We start from the raw sequence: 16,428 nt of genomic DNA on the forward strand, positions 1-16,428 counted from the left end.
TGCGTATTCGCATCGATCCACCTCCCCCTAATGGGGAGGAGAGACCAGATCTACCGCCCCCGCACCTTCTTCCACGCCCCGCCGGTCACCCGCCGGACCATGCCCGCCTCGCGCTTGATCATCTCCCAGGGGTGGAAGGCCAGGCCCACCGTGTCGGCCATGGCCGCGCCGCGCGCGCCCATTGGCCGTTCGGGGCCGGTGGTGGAGTCGACGGCGGTCTGGTGCTCGATCTCGGCGTTCAGTTCGGCGCCCACGAGGATGGCCATGATCGAGAACCACACCCAGACCATGAAGGCGATCACCGCCCCCAGCGGGCCGTAGGTGGCGTCGTAATGGGCGATGCGGTTGACATAGAGCGAGAAGCCCAGCGAGCCGGCCAGCCATCCGGCCGAGGCGGCGGCCGCCCCGATCCACACCCACCGCCAGCGCGCCTGGGCCCGGCTGGGGGCGAAGCGGTAGAGCACCCCGAACGCCAAGGCGGTCATGGCCATCACGCTCAGCCAGCGGATCGGCGCCAGGATCCCGTCCAGCGCCGACAGCCGGGCGGCCTTCAGCAGGATCGGCGTGATGATCAGCACGCCCGAGGCCATCGCCGCATAGAGCAGGGCGCAGAAGGTGAAGAGATAGCTGAGCAGGGTGCGCGGCACGAGATGGCGCTTTTCCTCCTCGTCATAGGCGATGTTCAGGCCGTCGAAGAGCGCCCGCATGCTGGCGTTGGCGCTCCAGATCGACAGCAGCAGGCTGAAGGCGAAGGCCACGCCCAGCTTGCCCTCGCCCTGGTTGGCCAGGCGCAGCATCTGCTCGCCGACGATTTGGACCACGCTGGGCGGGAAGACGCCCTGCATGCCGCGCAGCTGCTCCTCGACGGTGCGCACGTCGGCGAACAGGCCGTACAGCGACACGAAGGCGCCGATGGCCGGGATCAGGGCCAGCAGGGTGTAGAAGGTCACGCCCCCGGCCACGGCCGGCAGGCGGTCGACGCTGATCTCGCGCCAGGTGCGCCACAGGATGTCGCGCCAGCCCAGCAGCGGAATATGGCCCGGATGGCGCGCCGCCCGGCCCCGGCGCGGTTCGGCCTCGTCGAACTCGTGCGGCGGCATCGCCCGATCCTCGGAGAGGCCCGGCGGATCGATGATCGGCTCTTCGGTCGGCTTCTTGGCTGGAAGGGCGAACGGCGTCAGCGCCAGCAGCACGATCCACGGCGCCAGATGGTACGGACGCGACTTCAACCAACTCAGGATCGGACGCGGCGATGCGTCGGTCATGGGCGCCCTCCAGGCCAGGGAAACCCCGATGGCCGCGCTCTGTTCCGCATTGCGGCGCTGAAAGCCTTGCCATAGCCCGAGTCGGCCACGATCTTGCGCGCCATGGACGCCCGGATCGCCTCGATTTACCGCCACCCCGTCAAGGGCTTCACGCCCGAGCGGCTGACCTCGGCCGCGCTGGAGGCGGGGGCGTGCTTCCCCTGCGACCGGCTCTACGCGGTCGAGGACGGGCCCAGCGGCTTCGATCCCGCCGCGCCGGACCACATCTCGAAGATGAAGTTCACGGTGCTGGCCAAGATCCCGGCCGTCGCCAAGGCGCGCACAGCCTATGATGCGGCCACTGGAGTATTCAGCGCCACGGCCGAGGGCCATGAGGGCTTCGCCGGTGATCTGCGCACCGACGCGGGGCGGGCGGCCTTCGAGGCCTGGCTGGCTGGCCTGCTGGGCGACGAGGTCTCCGGCCCGTTGAAGGTCATCGAGGGGCCCGGCGCGCACCGGTTCATGGACAGCAAGTCCGGCTACGTCTCGATCGTCAACCTGGCCAGCGTGCGCGACCTCGGGCGGCGCGTGGGCATGGACCTGGATCCGCTGCGCTTCCGCGCCAACCTCTATGTCGAGGGCTGGCCGGCCTGGGTCGAGAACGACTGGACGGGCAAGACCCTGACCGTCGGCGGCGCGACCGCCGAGGTGCTGAAACCCATCGTCCGCTGCGCCGCCACCCACGTCGACCCCACGACCGCCGAGCGCGACGTCGAGCTGGTGAAGGCGCTGTTCGACAATTACGGCCACATGTTCTGCGGGATCTACCTGAACGTCACGCAGGGCGGGACGGTCGGGGAGGGTGATCGGGTGGCGTTGGGCTAGTCAGCTTCGCCATCCCGCCATTCTCCTGTCATCCCGGCCGCAGCGAAGCGGAGAGCCGGGACCGCGGAAAGCTCGGCGCTTCCGGCGGTCCGGGATCGGTCCTGCGGACCGTCCGGGATGACAGCCGAAGTCGGATATTGGAACGCTCTCCCCAAAGCGCTAAACCCCCGCCCATGACCCTGACCCTCGTCAAAGCCTGGACCGCCGCCAAGGATCGCCTGAAGGCGGCGGGCATCGATCAGCCGTCCATCGACGCGCGCCTGATGCTGGAAGTGGCCGCCGACGTCTCGCGCACCGAGATCGTCACCGATCCCTATCGCGAGCTGAGCGCCGAGCAGGAAGCCACTCTCGAGGACTACCTCTCGCGCCGCGCGCGCCGCGAGCCGGTCAGCCACATCATCGGCCGCAAGGGCTTCTGGAAGATCCTGCTGCAGGTCAACAAGAACGTCCTGACCCCCCGTCCCGAGACCGAGGTCATCGTCGACGAGGTGCTGAAGGCCTTCCCCGAAGCGATGCACTTCAACATGCTGGACCTGGGGGTCGGCTCGGGCACGATCCTGCTGGCGGTGCTGGCCGAGCGGCCGGCGGCCAAAGGCCTGGGGGTCGACGCTTCCGCCGAGGCCCTGGCCGTGGCCCGCGACAACGCCGCCAGCCTGGACCTCAACACCCGCGCGGCCTTCCTGGACGGCGACTGGACCGCGGGCCTGGGCGACGCGACCTTCGACCTGGTGGTCTCCAACCCGCCCTACATCCCGACCGCCGACATCGACACCCTGGAGCCGGAGGTTCGCGACCACGAACCGCGCCTGGCCCTGGACGGCGGGGCCGACGGCCTGGACGCCTATCGCCTGCTGGCCCCGGAGATCCTGCGGGTGCTGAAGCCCGGCGGCATGTTCGCCGTCGAGATCGGCTTCGACCAGTCCAAGGCCGTCGAGGCCCTGTTCCGCCAGGCCGGCGGCCAGGAGGTCCGGACGGTCAAGGACCTGTCGACCCACGACCGCGTTGTCACCGGGGTGAAAAATCCCTTGGAAAGCCGGGCGTGAACCGTTAGACGAGTCATGTCTCCTTCCAGATCGCCGGGTGACGGGAAAAGCAGACGTCGTTGACGCTTAGGCGTCGGGCGCATGCGAGGCTCCCCCGGCAGGCGCGCCCGGTCCGCCGGTCGCCGCGCCGCAAGGCAGGGCGGGGGCTCTACGGAAACCAGTGTCTCTGAAACCGACCCAGGGTTCGACCCGCTCAGAGACCAGCAAGGCCGGACGCGCCAGCAAAAGACTGACCTCCGGACAGGTTCAGAAGAGAACATGAGAGATTTCAAAGGCATGAAGCGCCAACGCGGCCGCAACAATCGCGGCGGCAACGGCGGCAAGCCTCAACAGCACAACGCCAACCGCGCGTTCGACTCGAACGGGCCCGAAGGGGTCAAGGTTCGCGGCGCGGCCCAGAGCGTCTACGAAAAGTACCAGCAGCTGGCCCGCGACGCGACGTCGTCCGGCGACCGGGTGCTGGCCGAGAACTATCTGCAGCACGCCGAGCACTATTTCCGTGTCCTGCGGGCCATCCAGCCGAATCGTCCAGTCAGCGACATCGTCGGCAAGGACGTCTACGCGGCGTACGAGATCGACTTCGAGGCCGAGCCCGAAGAGGCCGAGGCCGTCGAGGCTCCGGCCCAGGCCGAGAACCAGGGCGACGGCGGCGAGGGCGGTGAAGGCGAACAGCGCCGCGACCGCTTCGAGAACCGTGATCGCGACCGCAACCGCAACTTCGACAACCGTGACAACCGTGACCGCAACCGCGATGACCGTCCCCGCGACGGCGTCCGCGAAGGCGAAGGTCGCCGCGACCGCTGGCGTGACCGCGACGACCGTCCCCGTGACGATCGGCCTCGTGATGATCGTCCCCGCGACGACCGCCCGCGTGATGATCGACCCCGTGATGATCGTCCCCGTGATGATCGTCCCCGCGACGACCGCCCGAGGGATGACCGTCCTCGTGACGACCGCCCTCGTGACGACCGCCCTCGTGACGACCGCCCCCGTGACGACAGGCCGCGCGAAGACCGTTTCCGTGACGACCGTCCCCGCGATGATCGTCCGCGCGACGACCGTCCGGTCGCCGCCGAGGGCGAGGCCCAGCCGCAAGGCGCCGAGGGCGAGGGCCGCGAAGGCCGCCGCCGTGGCCGTGACCGCAACCGCGATCGCGACTGGCAGCCGCGCGGCGACCGCGATCCGATGGCCGTGATCGAGCCGGAAGCCTCGCCGCTGCCGACCTCCAGCGCCGCCCCGGCCAGCGAGAGCTCGCCGGTGCTGCGCGGCCAGGACGGCGCCGTCAGCGAGGCCCCGGCCTTCCTGGGCCGCAAGACCGCCCGCGCCGCCGCCGCGCCGGCCGCCGTCGAGGCGGTCGCCGCCGAGGCTCCGGCCGCGGCCGCCAACGCCGAGGGCGGCGAAGAGGCCAAGAAGCCCCGCCGCCGCCGCGCCCCGCGCAGCTTCGAGGCGGGCGAGGGCGCTCCGGCCGGTTCGGGCTCCGAAGAGGCCTGAGGCTAGGTCATCGATGTTTCGGAAAGGGAGCCGTGAAAGCGGCTCCCTTTTTCGTTGGGCGGACGCCTAGCTCGACCGACCCCCTCTCCCTGTCATCCCGGAAGCCTCGCAGAGGCTATCCGGGACCGCAGGAAGCGTTGCGTCTGTGGCGGTCCCGGCTCTCCGCTTCGCTGCGGCCGAGATGACACTCTAGTTTGGCCTTGGATCGTGTTTGATACTGAGGACAGTCCCGACAGCAGTGACGCCTCTCGCGAAAGTCCTCCATGCGCCTGACAGCCCTCGTCTTGCTCCTGGCGCTCGCCGCCACCCCGGCAGCCGCCGCGCGAAAGCCCGACGTCTACCTGCTCACCGGCCAGTCCAACATGTCCGGTCGCGGCCTGGTCGAGGAGCTGACGCCGGCAGAGCGCGTCGCCGACCCCGCCATCCAGCTCTACGGCAATGACGGAAAGACCCGCCCTGCCCTGGATCCGCTGGACGACGCGACGGGTCAGGTCGATGCGGTGTCGAGCGACGCGGGGATCGCCGCCGTGGGGCCGGGCCTGTTCTTCGCTCGGGCGACACGCGCCATGCGCCATAGACCGATCCTGCTGGTTCCCTGCGCCAAGGGGGGCTCGTCCATTGAACAATGGAAGCCCGGCGGCGGGCGCGACACCCTCTACGGCTCGTGCCTGGCCCGCGCCGGGGCGGTCGGTGGCCGGGTGAAGGGGATCCTCTGGTATCAGGGCGAGACCGACGCCGGCCGCGCCGACTCGGCCCAGGCCTGGCGCGCGGCGTTCGAGGGGCTGGTCGCGAAGTTCCGCCAGGACCTGGGCGACGAACGCCTGCCGATCGTGATCGTGCAACTGGCCGACCCGCCGTCGCCGCAAGTCAGCGCGCCGAAGACCTATCCGTCGTGGGCGGCGATCCAGGCGATCCAGGCCGGGCCGCTGCCCGCCTGCGTGGCCATGGTCCCGGCCCGGGGCCTGCCGATGAAGCCCGACGAACTGCACCTGACCACCGCCGCCCAGCGCGTCGTTGGGGCTCGCCTGGCGGCGGCGATGGAAGGCTTGCGCCGGAGCGGGTGTCGCTGAGCCACGGTCCTGGTGCGACAATGCGCCCAAGGTTCGGCGAACACTGTTTGCGCGAAGCTCTGGCGAGTTGGCAACTTCGGCGATAGTGTCGGGTTCCGACGGGGCGGAGTCGATCATGACGGGAGCGCGCAAGCTTGCGCCGGGCGGACGATCTCCGGGTAAACGCGGGGCGACCAAGGCGGCCGCCGTCGATGCACGCTACCGCGCCATCGTCGACACCGCCGTCGACGCCATCGTGGTCATCGACGAGGTGGGGCGGGTCGAGGCCTTCAACCCCGCCGCCGAGCGCCTGTTCGACTACGTGGCCGCCGAGATGATCGGCCGCAACGTCAACATCCTGATGCCCGAGCCCTATCACGGCGAGCACGACGGCTATCTGGCGCGCTATCGCCACACGGGCGAGCGGCGGATCATCGGCATCGGCCGCGAGGTCAGCGGCCGCCGCAAGGACGGCACGACCTTTCCGTTGGAGCTGTCGATCGCCGAGTGGCGCGATGATGGGCGGCGCTTCTTCACCGGCGTCATGCGCGACGTCACCGACCGCCGGCGGGCCGAGGAGCTGCAGCGGCTGCTGGTCAACGAGCTGAACCACCGGGTGAAGAACACCCTGGCGACGGTGCAGTCGGTGGCCGGCCAGACCCTGCGCAACGCCATCGACCTGCAGGACGCCCGCGACGCCTTGACCACCCGCCTGCTGGCCCTGTCGCGCGGCCACGACATCCTGACCCGCGAAAGCTGGGACGGGGCCGAGCTGTCCGACATCGCCGCCGCCGTGGTGGCCGCCCACGGCGAGGCCCAGCGCTTCGTGCTGGACGGCCCGTCGGTGCGCCTGGCCCCCAAGGCGACCCTGGCCCTGTCCATGGCGCTGCACGAACTGATGACCAACGCCGCCAAGTACGGCGCGCTGTCCAACGCCGACGGCCAGGTGCGGCTGGCCTGGCGACGGACCAAGACCGACGCGGGCGAGCGGCTGCAACTCACTTGGGAAGAAATCGATGGGCCACCGGTCTCAGCTCCGACCCGCCAGGGCTTCGGCACGCGTCTCATCACCGGCGGCCTGGCCCGCGAGCTCGGGGGCGAGGTCCGCCTCGAATACCCGCCGGGGGGCGTCGTCTGCGAGATCGACGCGGAGCTCGCCCAGACCGGCCAATCCAACCGCTTCATCCGCGGCGCGGCCTGATCCGCTGCGGGTCCTGGTCGTCGAGGACGAGCTGTTCGTGGCCATGCTGGTAGAGGACCTGCTGGGCGACCTGGGCTGCCAGGTGGTCGGCCCGGCCGGCTCGGCGCGCGAGGCGGTGCTGGCCGCCGAACACGAGACGTTCGACTTCGCCCTGCTGGACGTGAACCTGGGCGACGGCGAGACCTCGTTCCGGACCGCCGAGATCCTGCGGGCGCGCGGCGTGCCCTTCGCCTTCATCACCGGCTATGGCGACCAGGGCGTGCGGCCCGACCTGCGCGACGCGCCGATCCTGTCCAAGCCGATCGACCCGCGCCAGCTGGCCCGGGTGATCGAACGGATCGGCGAGGGCTAAGGCTCGTCGACATTCATCTGGGGCGGGTCCAATTCCCACTGCCTTCCTGGGCCTTGTGCCCAGGATCCATGTTGGAGACAGGTGTGGAGTCTTTAGGTCCGCGTGGCCGAAAGGCCGTGAGCTCAGCCTCAATGCCGCTGAAGCTGAACCCTGGGTCCTGGGCACAAGGCCCAGGAAGGCGGGGTAAGTTCAACGCGGAGTGAATGTCACAGGCCCGAGAGCCCGCCTCTCAGACATAGGCCGAGCCGAACTCCGGCGGCGGCGGCTTGAGCATCGACGCCGGCGCGGGCGTGGGGGCGGGCTTGGGCGGCGCCGGCGGGCGCAGCAGGCGCGCGACCCGCTCGACCACGTCGGACCCGCTGAAGGGCTTGAGCATGCAGTCGCGCACGCCCAGGCCGATGCCGCGCTTGACGTCTTCCGGCGCCAGCCGGCGACCGATCAGCAGCACCGGGCAGGGCTTCTCCCCGCGCTTCTTCATCGTGTCGAGGATGTCGAAGGCCGACAGCTCGGCCAGGCCGGCGTCCAGGATCATGACCGCCGGCCGCACCTGCTTGAGCACTTCCAGCACGGCGGGGCCGTTGCGGGCCAGGCAGACGTGATAGCCGGCCGTGTCCAGCCGGATCTGCAGCATCTCCAGGACCGTGCGGTCGCTGTCGCCGACAATGATTTTCTGACCTTGAGCGTAGATCATCGCATGAACCTCCGCACGAGCCTGACCTAAAACAGGTCCAGGTCGCCGGCGTCTTCGCCGTCGTAGATGCCGCGTTCCGTTCCGCCGAAGGCCACCGACATGCGGTCGGCCAGGGCGCCCAGGGTGATGTCGCTGAGCGCGATGTCGACGCTGGCCGACACGTCGTCCGGGGTCAGGGCGCTCATCCGGCGGGCGAAGGCCGACAGGCTGGTCAGATGCTGGGCCAGCAGGTCGACCGTGTGCATGCCCTCGACCAGCAGGTCTTGCTGCCCCTCGGGGACCGTCTTCATCATCTTGCCGATCATGCTGTCCAGATAGATGCAGCGGGCGCCGGCCAGCTCGATCTCCCAAGCCAGCACGTCGAGCATGGTCGCCATGCTGGCGTGCAGCGGGGCTTCGGAAACGGCGGCGGCAGCGCTCATCGGACGAACTCCTCGGGTCTAGCCTCAACCCTTGGCGCGCGCTCGTTTCCAAGAAGTTGAAACCAGTGGTGGTGCGACAATGTCGCGCACGGGCCGCGCGCTTGGCGTTTCCCTTCTCCCGCAAGGGGAGAAGGAAACAAGCTGTACCGGTTGCGCGTCGCAATGCCGCCGTCGATAAGGCTTATGTCGCCTCTGAAATATAGCCGAGTCCCGTTGGCATGCGCCTTAGCCGTCTGACCGTTCCGCTTCTGCTGGCCGCCGCCTGCGCCGTGTCGGGGTGCGCCTACAATGCCGATCTCGGGCGCAACCAGCTGCTGATCGTCGGCGACGACAGCCTGGCCAGCCAGGGCGAGAAGGCTTGGACCGACACGCTGCGCACCAGCTACGTCTCCAAGGAGCCGCGCAAGAACGCCCGGGTCCAGGCGATCGGCCAGCGGGTGATCACCGCGGCCGGGCTGTCGAACCGGCCGTGGGACTACGCGGTGTTCCTGGACGAGTCGCCGAACGCCTTCGTGCTGCCGGGCGGCCATGTCGGGGTGACGGTGGGCCTGCTGAGCCTCGTCGAGAACGACGACCAGCTGGCCGCCGTGATCGGCCACGAGGCCGGCCACGTCGTCGCCCACCACGCCGCCGAACGCGCCTCGCAGGAGACCACCTCGAAGATCCTGCTGGGCATCGCCGGCGCCGCGGCCGGCAAGACCGACCTCGGCCGACTGGTGAAGGACCATGGCGACGAGGCCGCCAAGTTCGGGGTGCTGCTGCCGTTCTCGCGCAAGCAGGAGCTGGAGGCCGACCGCCTGGGCGTCGACTTCATGCAGCGCGCCGGCTACCGGCCGCGCGAGGCCGTGGCCCTGTGGCGGAACATGCAGGCCCAGGCGGGCGGCAAGTCCGGCGGCGGCGAAATGGCCTCCACCCACCCGTCGGACGCGGTGCGGATCCAGGAACTCCAACGTTATCTCGCCAGCAAGGGCTGGTGAGACTTGTGTGGCTGATCCGCCACACCTACATCCCCCATCGGGACCGGCCGTGCTCATCGGAGGCGGCGGGTCCGGATCCGCCTAGGAAGGGGACATCTTAGACCCATGAATATCGACCTCTATTCGGACCGCGCCAAACAGGCCGTCCAGTCGGCCCAGAGCCTGGCCCTCGCGCGAGGCCATCAGCAGTTCGCGCCCGAACACATCCTCAAGGTCCTGCTCGAGGAGAAGGACGGCCTTTCCCGCGCCCTGATCCAGAGCGCCGGCGGCCGCGCCGACACCCTGGACGGCGGCGTCGAGACCCTGCTGGCCAAGACCCCGCGCGTCGACGGGGCCGGCGGCCAGCTCTACATGAAGCCCGACACGGCCCGCGTCTTTGCCGAGGCCGAGAAGTCGGCCAAGGCCGCGGGCGACGCCTTCGTCACCACCGAGCGCCTGCTGATCGCCATCGCCAAGGAAGGCGGCGAGGCCGGCAAGCTGTTCAAGGAGGCCGGGGTCTCGGCCCAGGCCCTGGAGACCGCCGCCAACGCCATCCGCAAGGGCCGCACCGCCGACAGCGCCAACGCCGAGGAAGGCTATGAGGCCCTCAAGCGCTATGCCCGCGACCTGACCCAGGCGGCCCGCGACGGCAAGCTGGACCCGGTGATCGGCCGCGACGAGGAGATCCGCCGCACGATCCAGGTCCTGTCGCGCCGCACCAAGAACAACCCCGTCCTGATCGGCGAGCCCGGCGTCGGCAAGACCGCCATCGTCGAGGGCCTGGCCCTGCGCATCGTCAACGGCGACGTGCCCGAAAGCCTGAAGGACAAGAAGCTCCTGTCCCTCGACATGGGCAGCCTGATCGCCGGCGCGAAGTATCGCGGCGAGTTCGAGGAGCGCCTGAAGGCGGTGCTGGCCGAGACCACGGCGGCCGAGGGCTCGATCATCCTGTTCATCGACGAGATGCACACCCTGGTCGGGGCCGGCAAGGGCGACGGGGCGATGGACGCCTCCAACCTGCTCAAGCCCGCCCTGGCGCGCGGCGAGCTGCACTGCGTCGGCGCCACCACGCTCGATGAATTCCGCAAGCACGTCGAGAAGGACGCGGCCCTGGCCCGTCGCTTCCAGCCGGTGTTCGTCAGCGAGCCGACGGTCGAGGACACCGTCTCGATCCTGCGCGGCCTGAAGGAGAAGTACGAGGTTCACCACGGGGTGCGGATCAGCGACAGCGCCATCGTCGCCGCCGCCACCCTGTCCAACCGCTACATCGCCGACCGCTTCCTGCCCGACAAGGCGATCGACCTGATCGACGAGGCCTCCAGCCGCGTCCGCATGGCGATCGACTCCAAGCCCGAGGAACTGGACGAGATCGACCGCCGCCTGGTGCAGCTGAAGATCGAGCGCGAGGCCCTCTCGAAGGAAACCGACGCGGCCTCGCGGCAGCGCCTCGAAAAGCTCGAGGACGAGATCGACGAGCTGCAGGCGGAATCGGACGAGATGACCGCCCGCTGGAAAGCCGAGAAGGAGAAGGTCGGCGGCGCGGCGCAAGCCCGTGAAGCCCTCGACCGCCTGCGCGCCGACCTGGCCAACGCCCAGCGCGCCGGCGACTTCGCCCGCGCCGGCCAGATCCAGTACGGCGAGATCCCGGCCCTGGAGCGCCGCCTGGCCGAGGCCGAGGCCGGCGAAAACACCGGCAAGGCCCTGACGCCCGAAGTCGTCGACGCCGAGCAGATCGCCGCCGTGGTCAGCCGCTGGACCGGGGTCCCGGTCGAGAAGATGCTGGAAGGCGAACGCGAGAAGCTCTTGAAGATGGAGGACCAGCTGCGCGGTCGCGTGGTCGGCCAGGACGAGGCCCTGGCGGCCGTGTCCGACGCCGTCCGCCGGGCTCGCGCCGGCCTGCAGGATCCGTCCAAGCCGATCGGCTCGTTCCTGTTCCTCGGTCCGACCGGGGTCGGCAAGACCGAGCTGACCAAGAGCCTGGCCGAGTTCCTGTTCGCCGACGAGCACGCCATCACCCGGATGGACATGTCCGAGTACATGGAAAAGCACTCGGTCAGCCGGCTGATCGGCGCGCCTCCCGGCTATGTCGGCTACGACGAGGGCGGGGCGCTGACCGAGGCCATCCGCCGCCGGCCGTACCAGGTGATCCTGTTCGACGAGATCGAGAAGGCTCACCCGGACGTCTTCAACGTGCTGCTGCAGGTGCTGGACGACGGTCGCCTGACCGACGGCCAGGGCCGCACGGTCGACTTCCGCAACACGCTGATCATCATGACCAGCAACCTCGGCGCCGAGTTCCTGGCCAATCAGGAGGACGGTGAAGACGTCGAGGCCGTCCGGCCGATGGTGATGAACACGGTGCGCGGCCACTTCCGCCCCGAGTTCCTGAACCGGATCGACGAGATCATCCTGTTCAAGCGCCTGTCGCGCCACAACATGGGCGACATCGTCCGCATCCAGCTGCAGCGGGTCGACAAGCTGTTGGCCGACCGCCGCATGGCCCTGGCGCTCGACGCCGAGGCCCTGAACTGGCTGGCCGACAAGGGCTACGACCCGGTCTACGGCGCGCGGCCCCTGAAGCGGGTGATCCAGAAGGAACTGGTCGACCCGATCGCCCGCCGGCTGCTGGCCGGCGAGATCGAGGACGGCGGCGTGATCGCCGTCGGCGTCGAGGACGGCCAGCTGTCGTTCGGCAAGGCGACGCTGCAGTAGTCCCTGTCCCTCTCCCCTTGCGGGAGAGGGTGGCCCGGAGGGCCGGGTGAGGGGTTGAAGATACGATCCGCCGCGACGGCCTCACCGCCGTCGTGGCGGTTTTCGTAGGCGCGACCCCTCATCCGTCGCCTTCGGCGACACCTTCTCCCGCAAGGGGAGAAGGAGAAATGTGCAGATCAATTTCGGAAACAATGGTTTTCCGTGATTTCTATTTATGCGACGTTCGGTCGCGACCATTCTCTCCTCATCGGACACCGGGAACGGGCCTGGCGGCCTCCCGAGCAGAGGGACAACGGACATGAGCAGCGGCTTCTTCACCACCCCCGACGGCGTGCAGATCTTCTACAAGGACTGGGGTCCCAAGACCGCCCAGCCGATCGTATTCCACCACGGCTGGCCGCTCAGCGCCGACGACTGGGACGCCCAGATGATGTTCTTCGCGCTGAAGGGCTTCCGGGTCATCGCCCATGATCGCCGCGGCCACGGCCGCTCGACCCAGACCGACACCGGCAACGAGATGGACACCTACGCCGCCGACGTGATCGCCCTGGCCAAGCATCTGGACCTGAAGAACGCCGTCCACGTCGGTCACTCGACCGGCGGTGGCGAGGTCGCCCACTATGTCGCCCGCGCCGAGCCGGGCCGCGTGGCCAAGGCGGTGCTGATCGGGGCCGTGCCGCCGATCATGCTGAAGACGCAGGCCAATCCGGGCGGCCTGCCGATCGAGGTGTTCGACGGCTTCCGCGCCGCCCTGGTCGCCAACCGCGCCCAGTTCTTCCACGACGTGGCGGCGGGTCCCTTCTACGGCTTCAACCGCGAGGGCGCGACGGTGTCGCCGGCGGTGGTCGAGAACTGGTGGCGCCAGGGGATGATGGGCGGCGCCAAGGCCCACTACGACTGCATCGAGGCCTTTTCGGAAACCGACTTCACCGACGACCTGAAGGCCATCGACGTCCCGGTGCTGATCCTGCACGGCGAGGACGACCAGATCGTCCCGATCGCCGACAGCGCCCACCTGGCCATCAAGCTGGTCAAGAACGGAACCCTGAAGACCTATCCGGGCTTCCCGCACGGCATGGCCACCACCCAGGCCGAGACCATCAACGCCGACCTGCTGGCGTTTATCCAAGGGTAGTTTTCTAAACAGTGTCATCCCGGCCGTAGCGCAGCGAAGAGCCGGGACCGCAAGAAGCTCGGCGTTGGAAAGCTCGGCGCTTCCTGCGGTCCCGGATAGCCTCTGCGAGGCTTCCGGGATGACATGGGTAGTGCGGTTTGACGCTCAACCCGCCCGCGCCCGCAGCCCCGTCATCATCACGTCCAGCAGCCGTCGCGCGCCGGCCTCCCAGCCGGGGTGCTCGTAGCCCGACCAGATGCCGCCCGTCATGCGCAGGATGTCCTCGTAGGTGATGTCGGGACGGATGTCGCCGGCCGCGTGGGCCGCCGCGATCAGGCGCTGCATGGTCGCCAGCAGCGTAGCGCCCGAGGTCTCGTAGAGGCGGGCGCCTTCGCCGGGGTCGGCGCGCAGGGCCGGGGCCACGACGCGCTTGGTGGCCACATAGTCGATCAGCAGGTCCAGCCAGGCCTCCAGCGCCGGGCCCGCCGGACGCTCGGCCGTCAGCGTCTCGGCCGAGGCGACCAGCTGGGCGATCTCGCGCGCATAGACCGCCGCCAGCAGCGCCTCGCGGGTGGGGAAGTGGCGATAGAGCGTGCCGATGCCCACGCCGGCGCGGCGCGCGACGTCCTCCAGCGGCGCCTCGGCTCCAATTTCAGCGAACGCCGCCTTGGCCGCCGCGAGCAGCAGGTCGCGGTTGCGCAGGCTGTCGGCGCGGGGCTTGCGGGCTTTCGTTTCAGATTCTTCGGACATCGGCCTTGAAAAACGGAGGGCGCCTCCGAATATGTATCCGGAGCCATCCTCCATTTAATACGGGGGATGGGATCGGACAACAGCCCTCCACAAGGAAACCAGGGTCATGAGCGAACACTTCGGCGCAAAATCCACTACCGACGACGTCCTGGCCGGCGTCGATCTCTCCGGCAAGCGCGTGCTGGTCACCGGCGTCTCGGCCGGCCTGGGCGTCGAGACCGCCCGTGTGCTGGCCGCCCACGGCGCGCACGTGGTCGGCGCGGCTCGCGACCTGGCCAAGGCGAAAGGCGCGACCGAGGTCGTCCGCGCGGCCGCGGCCAAGGGCGGTTCGCTGGAGCTGATCGCCCTCGACCTGGCCGACCTTTCGAGCGTGCGGGCCTGCGCCGACGCCCTGGTCGCCGATGGTCGTTCGTTCGACCTGGTGATCGCCAACGCCGGGGTGATGGCCCCGCCGTTCGGCAAGACCGCCGACGGCTTCGAGACCCAGTTCGGCACCAACCACCTGGGCCACTTCGTGCTGATCAACCGCATCGCCAGCCTGCTGAAGCCCGGCGCGCGGGTGGTGTCGCTGGCGTCGTCCGGCCACCGCTTCTCGGACGTGAACCTCGAGGACCCGAACTTCGAGACCACCGAATACACGCCGTTCGGCGCCTATGGCCGCTCCAAGACCGCCAACATCCTGTTCGCCGTCGAGTTCGACCGCCGCCACAAGGATCGCGGCGTGAGGGCCGTGGCCGTGCATCCGGGCGGCATCCAGACCGAGCTGGCTCGCCACCTGGACCCGGCCTTCCTGCAGGGGTGGATCGACGACCTGGCCGCCCAGGCGGCGGCCAAGGGCGAGGCGCCCATGGAATGGAAGACCATCCCGCAGGGCGCGGCCACCAGCGTCTGGGCCGGGGTCGTGGCTCCGATCGAGACCGTCGGCGGCCTCTATTGCGAGGACTGCCACCTGGCCCCGCCAGTCGAGGACGCCGCCGAGGTGCGCTTCGGCGTGCGGGCCTACGCCCTCGACCCCGCCAACGCCCAGGCCCTGTGGGCGCTGAGCGAGCGGATGGTGGGGGAGGCGTTCTAGCGCCTAGCTTCCCTCTCCCCTTGCGGGAGAGGGTGGCCCGCGAAGCGGGTCGGGTGAGGGGTCGCACGACCGGATCCGCCGCGATGGGCGGTCGACACTGGGCGCCAAGCCGACAGGGCTATCGACCCCTCATCCGTCAGCTTCGCTGACACCTTCTCCCGCAAGGGGAGAAGGGATTTACCCCGGCATCCCCTCGAACCGCGTCACGCCTGGGGCCACGGTGTCCCAGGCGTGGCCGCTGGCGGCGAACATCGCCACGGTCGGCTGGTAGCGCTCGGGCTCGTCCAGGCTGCCGGCATGGACGATGAAGATCTCCGGCATGGCCGGGAAGGTCAGGTGGGTCGGCGTTCCGCAGGTCGGGCAGAAGTTGTGGCCCTTGACCGTGCCGAGGTCGCCGGTGACGTGCCAGATCGCGGCCTGGCCGGAGACGGTCACCGTCGCGTCCTTGAAGGTCAGGTATGAGCCGTGGCCCGTGCCGCTGCGGTGCTGGCAGTGCCGGCACTGGCAATCGTTCATCATCAGCGGCTCGCCGGCCACGGCGTAGCGCACCGCGCCGCAGGCGCAGCCGCCGGTGAAAGGTTTCTGGCCGCTCATTGCCCGTCCTCGCCCAGTACGGTGTCCAGCTTCTGGACGACCTTGGTCCAGCCGTCGCTCATGTTGCGGTAGGCGCTGTCGTTGCGCGGCAGCACGAAGCCCGAATGGACCAGGCGCACCCGCGTGCCGCCCTCGCTGGGCGACAGGGTCCAGGTGACCACCGTCTCCAGGCGCGAGCCATAGCCGACATTGGACTCGTGGCCGCCGGTCCAGGCATAGGCGAAGCGCTGGGTCTCGACCACTTCCAGCACCTGGCAATGGATGGTCCCGTCCCATTCGCCGGCCGGGGTGGTCTTGAAGGTGAAGCGGTGGCCCTCGACGGCCGCGAAGTCGGTCGGCGGCATCAGCCAGCGGCCGATCAGGGCGCCGTCGGTCAGGGCCTTCCAGACCACGGCGGGCGTGTGCGGGAAGACCTCGTCGACGACGATCTCTTGGGTGGCGGCCTTTTGGGCGTCGGGCTGGAGGGCCAGGCTGGTCATGGGTTGGGGTCCTTGGGAGAAGAGGGTTCGGGGGGATCGATGTCCTTGAGCAGGGCGCGCAGGTCGTCGAAGCGGTCGCGCCAGAAGACGCCGTACAGGCTCATCCAGTCGACCAGCGGGGCCAGGCCCTTGGGCTCGACCCGGTAGTAGACCTTGCGCCCCTCGGGCCGCTCGGCGACCAGGCCGGCCGTCTTCAGGGACTTCAGGTGCTGGGAGACCGCGCCCTGACTGACGCCGCTGTGGCGGGTCAGGTCGGCCACGGTGATCTCACTGGCGCGGACGATGCGCTCGTAGACCGCCCGCCGGGTCGGATCGGCCAGGGCGCGCATCACGGCGTCGAAGGGGATGGTCTCGGTCATGTCGATTAATTAGT

Annotated in this window: 17 protein-coding genes and 2 pseudogenes; 11 read left to right on the plus strand and 8 right to left on the minus strand. The window is 69.4% G+C overall.

Going from position 1 to position 16,428, the window contains the following annotated elements; all coding sequences use genetic code 11:
* Window positions 1–50 precede the first annotated feature (50 nt).
* Complete coding sequence (locus tag ASC70_RS08720) at window positions 51–1,265, minus strand: YihY/virulence factor BrkB family protein (RefSeq protein WP_056048985.1); 1,215 nt, start codon at window positions 1,263–1,265, stop codon at window positions 51–53.
* Window positions 1,266–1,367: 102 nt separating this feature from the next.
* Between ASC70_RS08720 and ASC70_RS08725 the strand changes: the two genes are divergently transcribed.
* The 7 genes and pseudogenes from ASC70_RS08725 to ASC70_RS08750 all read left to right on the plus strand — a co-directional run bounded on the left by ASC70_RS08725 (window position 1,368) and on the right by ASC70_RS08750 (window position 7,265).
* On the plus strand, window positions 1,368–2,129 hold the full coding sequence (locus ASC70_RS08725) for an MOSC domain-containing protein (RefSeq protein ID WP_056048988.1): 762 nt from the start codon (window positions 1,368–1,370) through the stop codon (window positions 2,127–2,129).
* A gap of 173 nt (window positions 2,130–2,302) precedes the next feature.
* On the plus strand, window positions 2,303–3,172 hold the full coding sequence (gene prmC, locus ASC70_RS08730) for a peptide chain release factor N(5)-glutamine methyltransferase (RefSeq protein ID WP_056048991.1): 870 nt from the start codon (window positions 2,303–2,305) through the stop codon (window positions 3,170–3,172).
* Window positions 3,173–3,209: 37 nt separating this feature from the next.
* Window positions 3,210–3,434: pseudogene (locus tag ASC70_RS24885) on the plus strand (hypothetical protein).
* The gene (locus ASC70_RS08735) at window positions 3,431–4,663 is read left to right on the plus strand and encodes a DUF4167 domain-containing protein (protein ID WP_056048993.1); all 1,233 of its coding nucleotides are present in this window, start codon (window positions 3,431–3,433) and stop codon (window positions 4,661–4,663) included. Before ASC70_RS24885 ends, ASC70_RS08735 begins: the two are co-directional and overlap by 4 nt.
* 263 nt (window positions 4,664–4,926) lie before the next feature.
* The gene (locus tag ASC70_RS08740; RefSeq protein WP_056048997.1) at window positions 4,927–5,733 is read left to right on the plus strand and encodes a sialate O-acetylesterase; all 807 of its coding nucleotides are present in this window, start codon (window positions 4,927–4,929) and stop codon (window positions 5,731–5,733) included.
* Between the two features lie 115 nt (window positions 5,734–5,848).
* Entirely contained in the window at window positions 5,849–6,913 is a 1,065-nt protein-coding gene (locus tag ASC70_RS08745) for a sensor histidine kinase (RefSeq protein ID WP_056049000.1), read from the plus strand.
* Window positions 6,914–6,917: 4 nt separating this feature from the next.
* Entirely contained in the window at window positions 6,918–7,265 is a 348-nt protein-coding gene (locus tag ASC70_RS08750; protein ID WP_047410776.1) for a response regulator, read from the plus strand.
* Window positions 7,266–7,494: 229 nt separating this feature from the next.
* Here the strand turns inward: ASC70_RS08750 and ASC70_RS08755 are convergent, their stop codons facing one another.
* On the minus strand, window positions 7,495–7,956 hold the full coding sequence (locus ASC70_RS08755; protein ID WP_056049004.1) for a response regulator transcription factor: 462 nt from the start codon (window positions 7,954–7,956) through the stop codon (window positions 7,495–7,497).
* 26 nt (window positions 7,957–7,982) lie between these two features.
* A complete protein-coding gene (locus ASC70_RS08760; protein WP_047410353.1) occupies window positions 7,983–8,378 on the minus strand; it encodes a hypothetical protein in 396 nt (131 codons plus the stop codon).
* 218 nt (window positions 8,379–8,596) lie between these two features.
* Here ASC70_RS08760 and ASC70_RS08765 point away from each other — a divergent pair, with 218 nt between their 5' ends.
* Entirely contained in the window at window positions 8,597–9,355 is a 759-nt protein-coding gene (locus tag ASC70_RS08765; protein ID WP_056049007.1) for a M48 family metallopeptidase, read from the plus strand.
* Between the two features lie 105 nt (window positions 9,356–9,460).
* Window positions 9,461–12,046 carry an ATP-dependent chaperone ClpB gene (gene clpB / locus ASC70_RS08770; protein WP_047410358.1) on the plus strand — a complete coding sequence of 862 codons (2,586 nt, stop codon included), beginning with the start codon at window positions 9,461–9,463 and terminating at the stop codon, window positions 12,044–12,046.
* A gap of 6 nt (window positions 12,047–12,052) precedes the next feature.
* On the opposite strand, the pseudogene ASC70_RS25960 reads toward clpB, so the two are convergent.
* A pseudogene (locus ASC70_RS25960) lies at window positions 12,053–12,226 on the minus strand (hypothetical protein); the annotation flags it as partial.
* A gap of 118 nt (window positions 12,227–12,344) precedes the next feature.
* Between ASC70_RS25960 and ASC70_RS08775 the strand changes: the two are divergent.
* A complete protein-coding gene (locus ASC70_RS08775; RefSeq protein WP_056049011.1) occupies window positions 12,345–13,181 on the plus strand; it encodes an alpha/beta fold hydrolase in 837 nt (278 codons plus the stop codon).
* Between the two features lie 144 nt (window positions 13,182–13,325).
* Here ASC70_RS08775 and ASC70_RS08780 read toward each other — a convergent pair whose 3' ends face one another.
* Entirely contained in the window at window positions 13,326–13,910 is a 585-nt protein-coding gene (locus ASC70_RS08780) for a TetR/AcrR family transcriptional regulator (protein ID WP_056049013.1), read from the minus strand.
* A gap of 106 nt (window positions 13,911–14,016) precedes the next feature.
* Between ASC70_RS08780 and ASC70_RS08785 the strand changes: the two genes are divergently transcribed.
* Window positions 14,017–14,982 (plus strand): SDR family NAD(P)-dependent oxidoreductase, encoded by a 966-nt coding sequence (locus ASC70_RS08785; protein WP_056049017.1) that lies wholly within the window; start codon window positions 14,017–14,019, stop codon window positions 14,980–14,982.
* A gap of 177 nt (window positions 14,983–15,159) precedes the next feature.
* Here ASC70_RS08785 and ASC70_RS08790 read toward each other — a convergent pair whose 3' ends face one another.
* The 3 genes from ASC70_RS08790 to ASC70_RS08800 are packed head-to-tail and all read right to left on the minus strand — an operon-like array spanning window position 15,160 to window position 16,414.
* Window positions 15,160–15,576: a GFA family protein gene (locus ASC70_RS08790; RefSeq protein ID WP_056049020.1), complete on the minus strand. Its 417-nt coding sequence runs from the start codon at window positions 15,574–15,576 to the stop codon at window positions 15,160–15,162.
* Window positions 15,573–16,055: an SRPBCC domain-containing protein gene (locus ASC70_RS08795; protein ID WP_056049024.1), complete on the minus strand. Its 483-nt coding sequence runs from the start codon at window positions 16,053–16,055 to the stop codon at window positions 15,573–15,575. The genes ASC70_RS08790 and ASC70_RS08795 overlap by 4 nt, the downstream gene beginning before the upstream one ends.
* Window positions 16,052–16,414, minus strand: a complete 363-nt coding sequence (locus ASC70_RS08800; RefSeq protein WP_056049029.1) for a helix-turn-helix transcriptional regulator — start codon at window positions 16,412–16,414, stop codon at window positions 16,052–16,054. The genes ASC70_RS08795 and ASC70_RS08800 overlap by 4 nt, the downstream gene beginning before the upstream one ends.
* Window positions 16,415–16,428: the final 14 nt, after the last annotated feature.

It is taken from the genome of Caulobacter sp. Root343, assembly GCF_001425745.1.
In the GTDB taxonomy this organism is placed as follows: Bacteria; Pseudomonadota; Alphaproteobacteria; order Caulobacterales; family Caulobacteraceae; genus Caulobacter.

Excerpts from the sequence above, each read along its gene's own strand:
- ASC70_RS08720 (WP_056048985.1), bottom strand. The coding sequence starts at position 1,265 with ATGACCGACGCATCGCCGCGTCCGATCCTGAGTTGGTTGAAGTCGCGT.
- ASC70_RS08725 (WP_056048988.1), top strand. The coding sequence starts at position 1,368 with ATGGACGCCCGGATCGCCTCGATTTACCGCCACCCCGTCAAGGGCTTC.
- prmC (WP_056048991.1), top strand. The coding sequence starts at position 2,303 with ATGACCCTGACCCTCGTCAAAGCCTGGACCGCCGCCAAGGATCGCCTG.
- ASC70_RS08735 (WP_056048993.1), top strand. The coding sequence starts at position 3,431 with ATGAGAGATTTCAAAGGCATGAAGCGCCAACGCGGCCGCAACAATCGC.
- ASC70_RS08740 (WP_056048997.1), top strand. The coding sequence starts at position 4,927 with ATGCGCCTGACAGCCCTCGTCTTGCTCCTGGCGCTCGCCGCCACCCCG.
- ASC70_RS08745 (WP_056049000.1), top strand. The coding sequence starts at position 5,849 with ATGACGGGAGCGCGCAAGCTTGCGCCGGGCGGACGATCTCCGGGTAAA.
- ASC70_RS08755 (WP_056049004.1), bottom strand. The coding sequence starts at position 7,956 with ATGATCTACGCTCAAGGTCAGAAAATCATTGTCGGCGACAGCGACCGC.
- ASC70_RS08760 (WP_047410353.1), bottom strand. The coding sequence starts at position 8,378 with ATGAGCGCTGCCGCCGCCGTTTCCGAAGCCCCGCTGCACGCCAGCATG.
- ASC70_RS08765 (WP_056049007.1), top strand. The coding sequence starts at position 8,597 with ATGCGCCTTAGCCGTCTGACCGTTCCGCTTCTGCTGGCCGCCGCCTGC.
- clpB (WP_047410358.1), top strand. The coding sequence starts at position 9,461 with ATGAATATCGACCTCTATTCGGACCGCGCCAAACAGGCCGTCCAGTCG.
- ASC70_RS08775 (WP_056049011.1), top strand. The coding sequence starts at position 12,345 with ATGAGCAGCGGCTTCTTCACCACCCCCGACGGCGTGCAGATCTTCTAC.
- ASC70_RS08780 (WP_056049013.1), bottom strand. The coding sequence starts at position 13,910 with ATGTCCGAAGAATCTGAAACGAAAGCCCGCAAGCCCCGCGCCGACAGC.
- ASC70_RS08785 (WP_056049017.1), top strand. The coding sequence starts at position 14,017 with ATGAGCGAACACTTCGGCGCAAAATCCACTACCGACGACGTCCTGGCC.
- ASC70_RS08790 (WP_056049020.1), bottom strand. The coding sequence starts at position 15,576 with ATGAGCGGCCAGAAACCTTTCACCGGCGGCTGCGCCTGCGGCGCGGTG.
- ASC70_RS08795 (WP_056049024.1), bottom strand. The coding sequence starts at position 16,055 with ATGACCAGCCTGGCCCTCCAGCCCGACGCCCAAAAGGCCGCCACCCAA.
- ASC70_RS08800 (WP_056049029.1), bottom strand. The coding sequence starts at position 16,414 with ATGACCGAGACCATCCCCTTCGACGCCGTGATGCGCGCCCTGGCCGAT.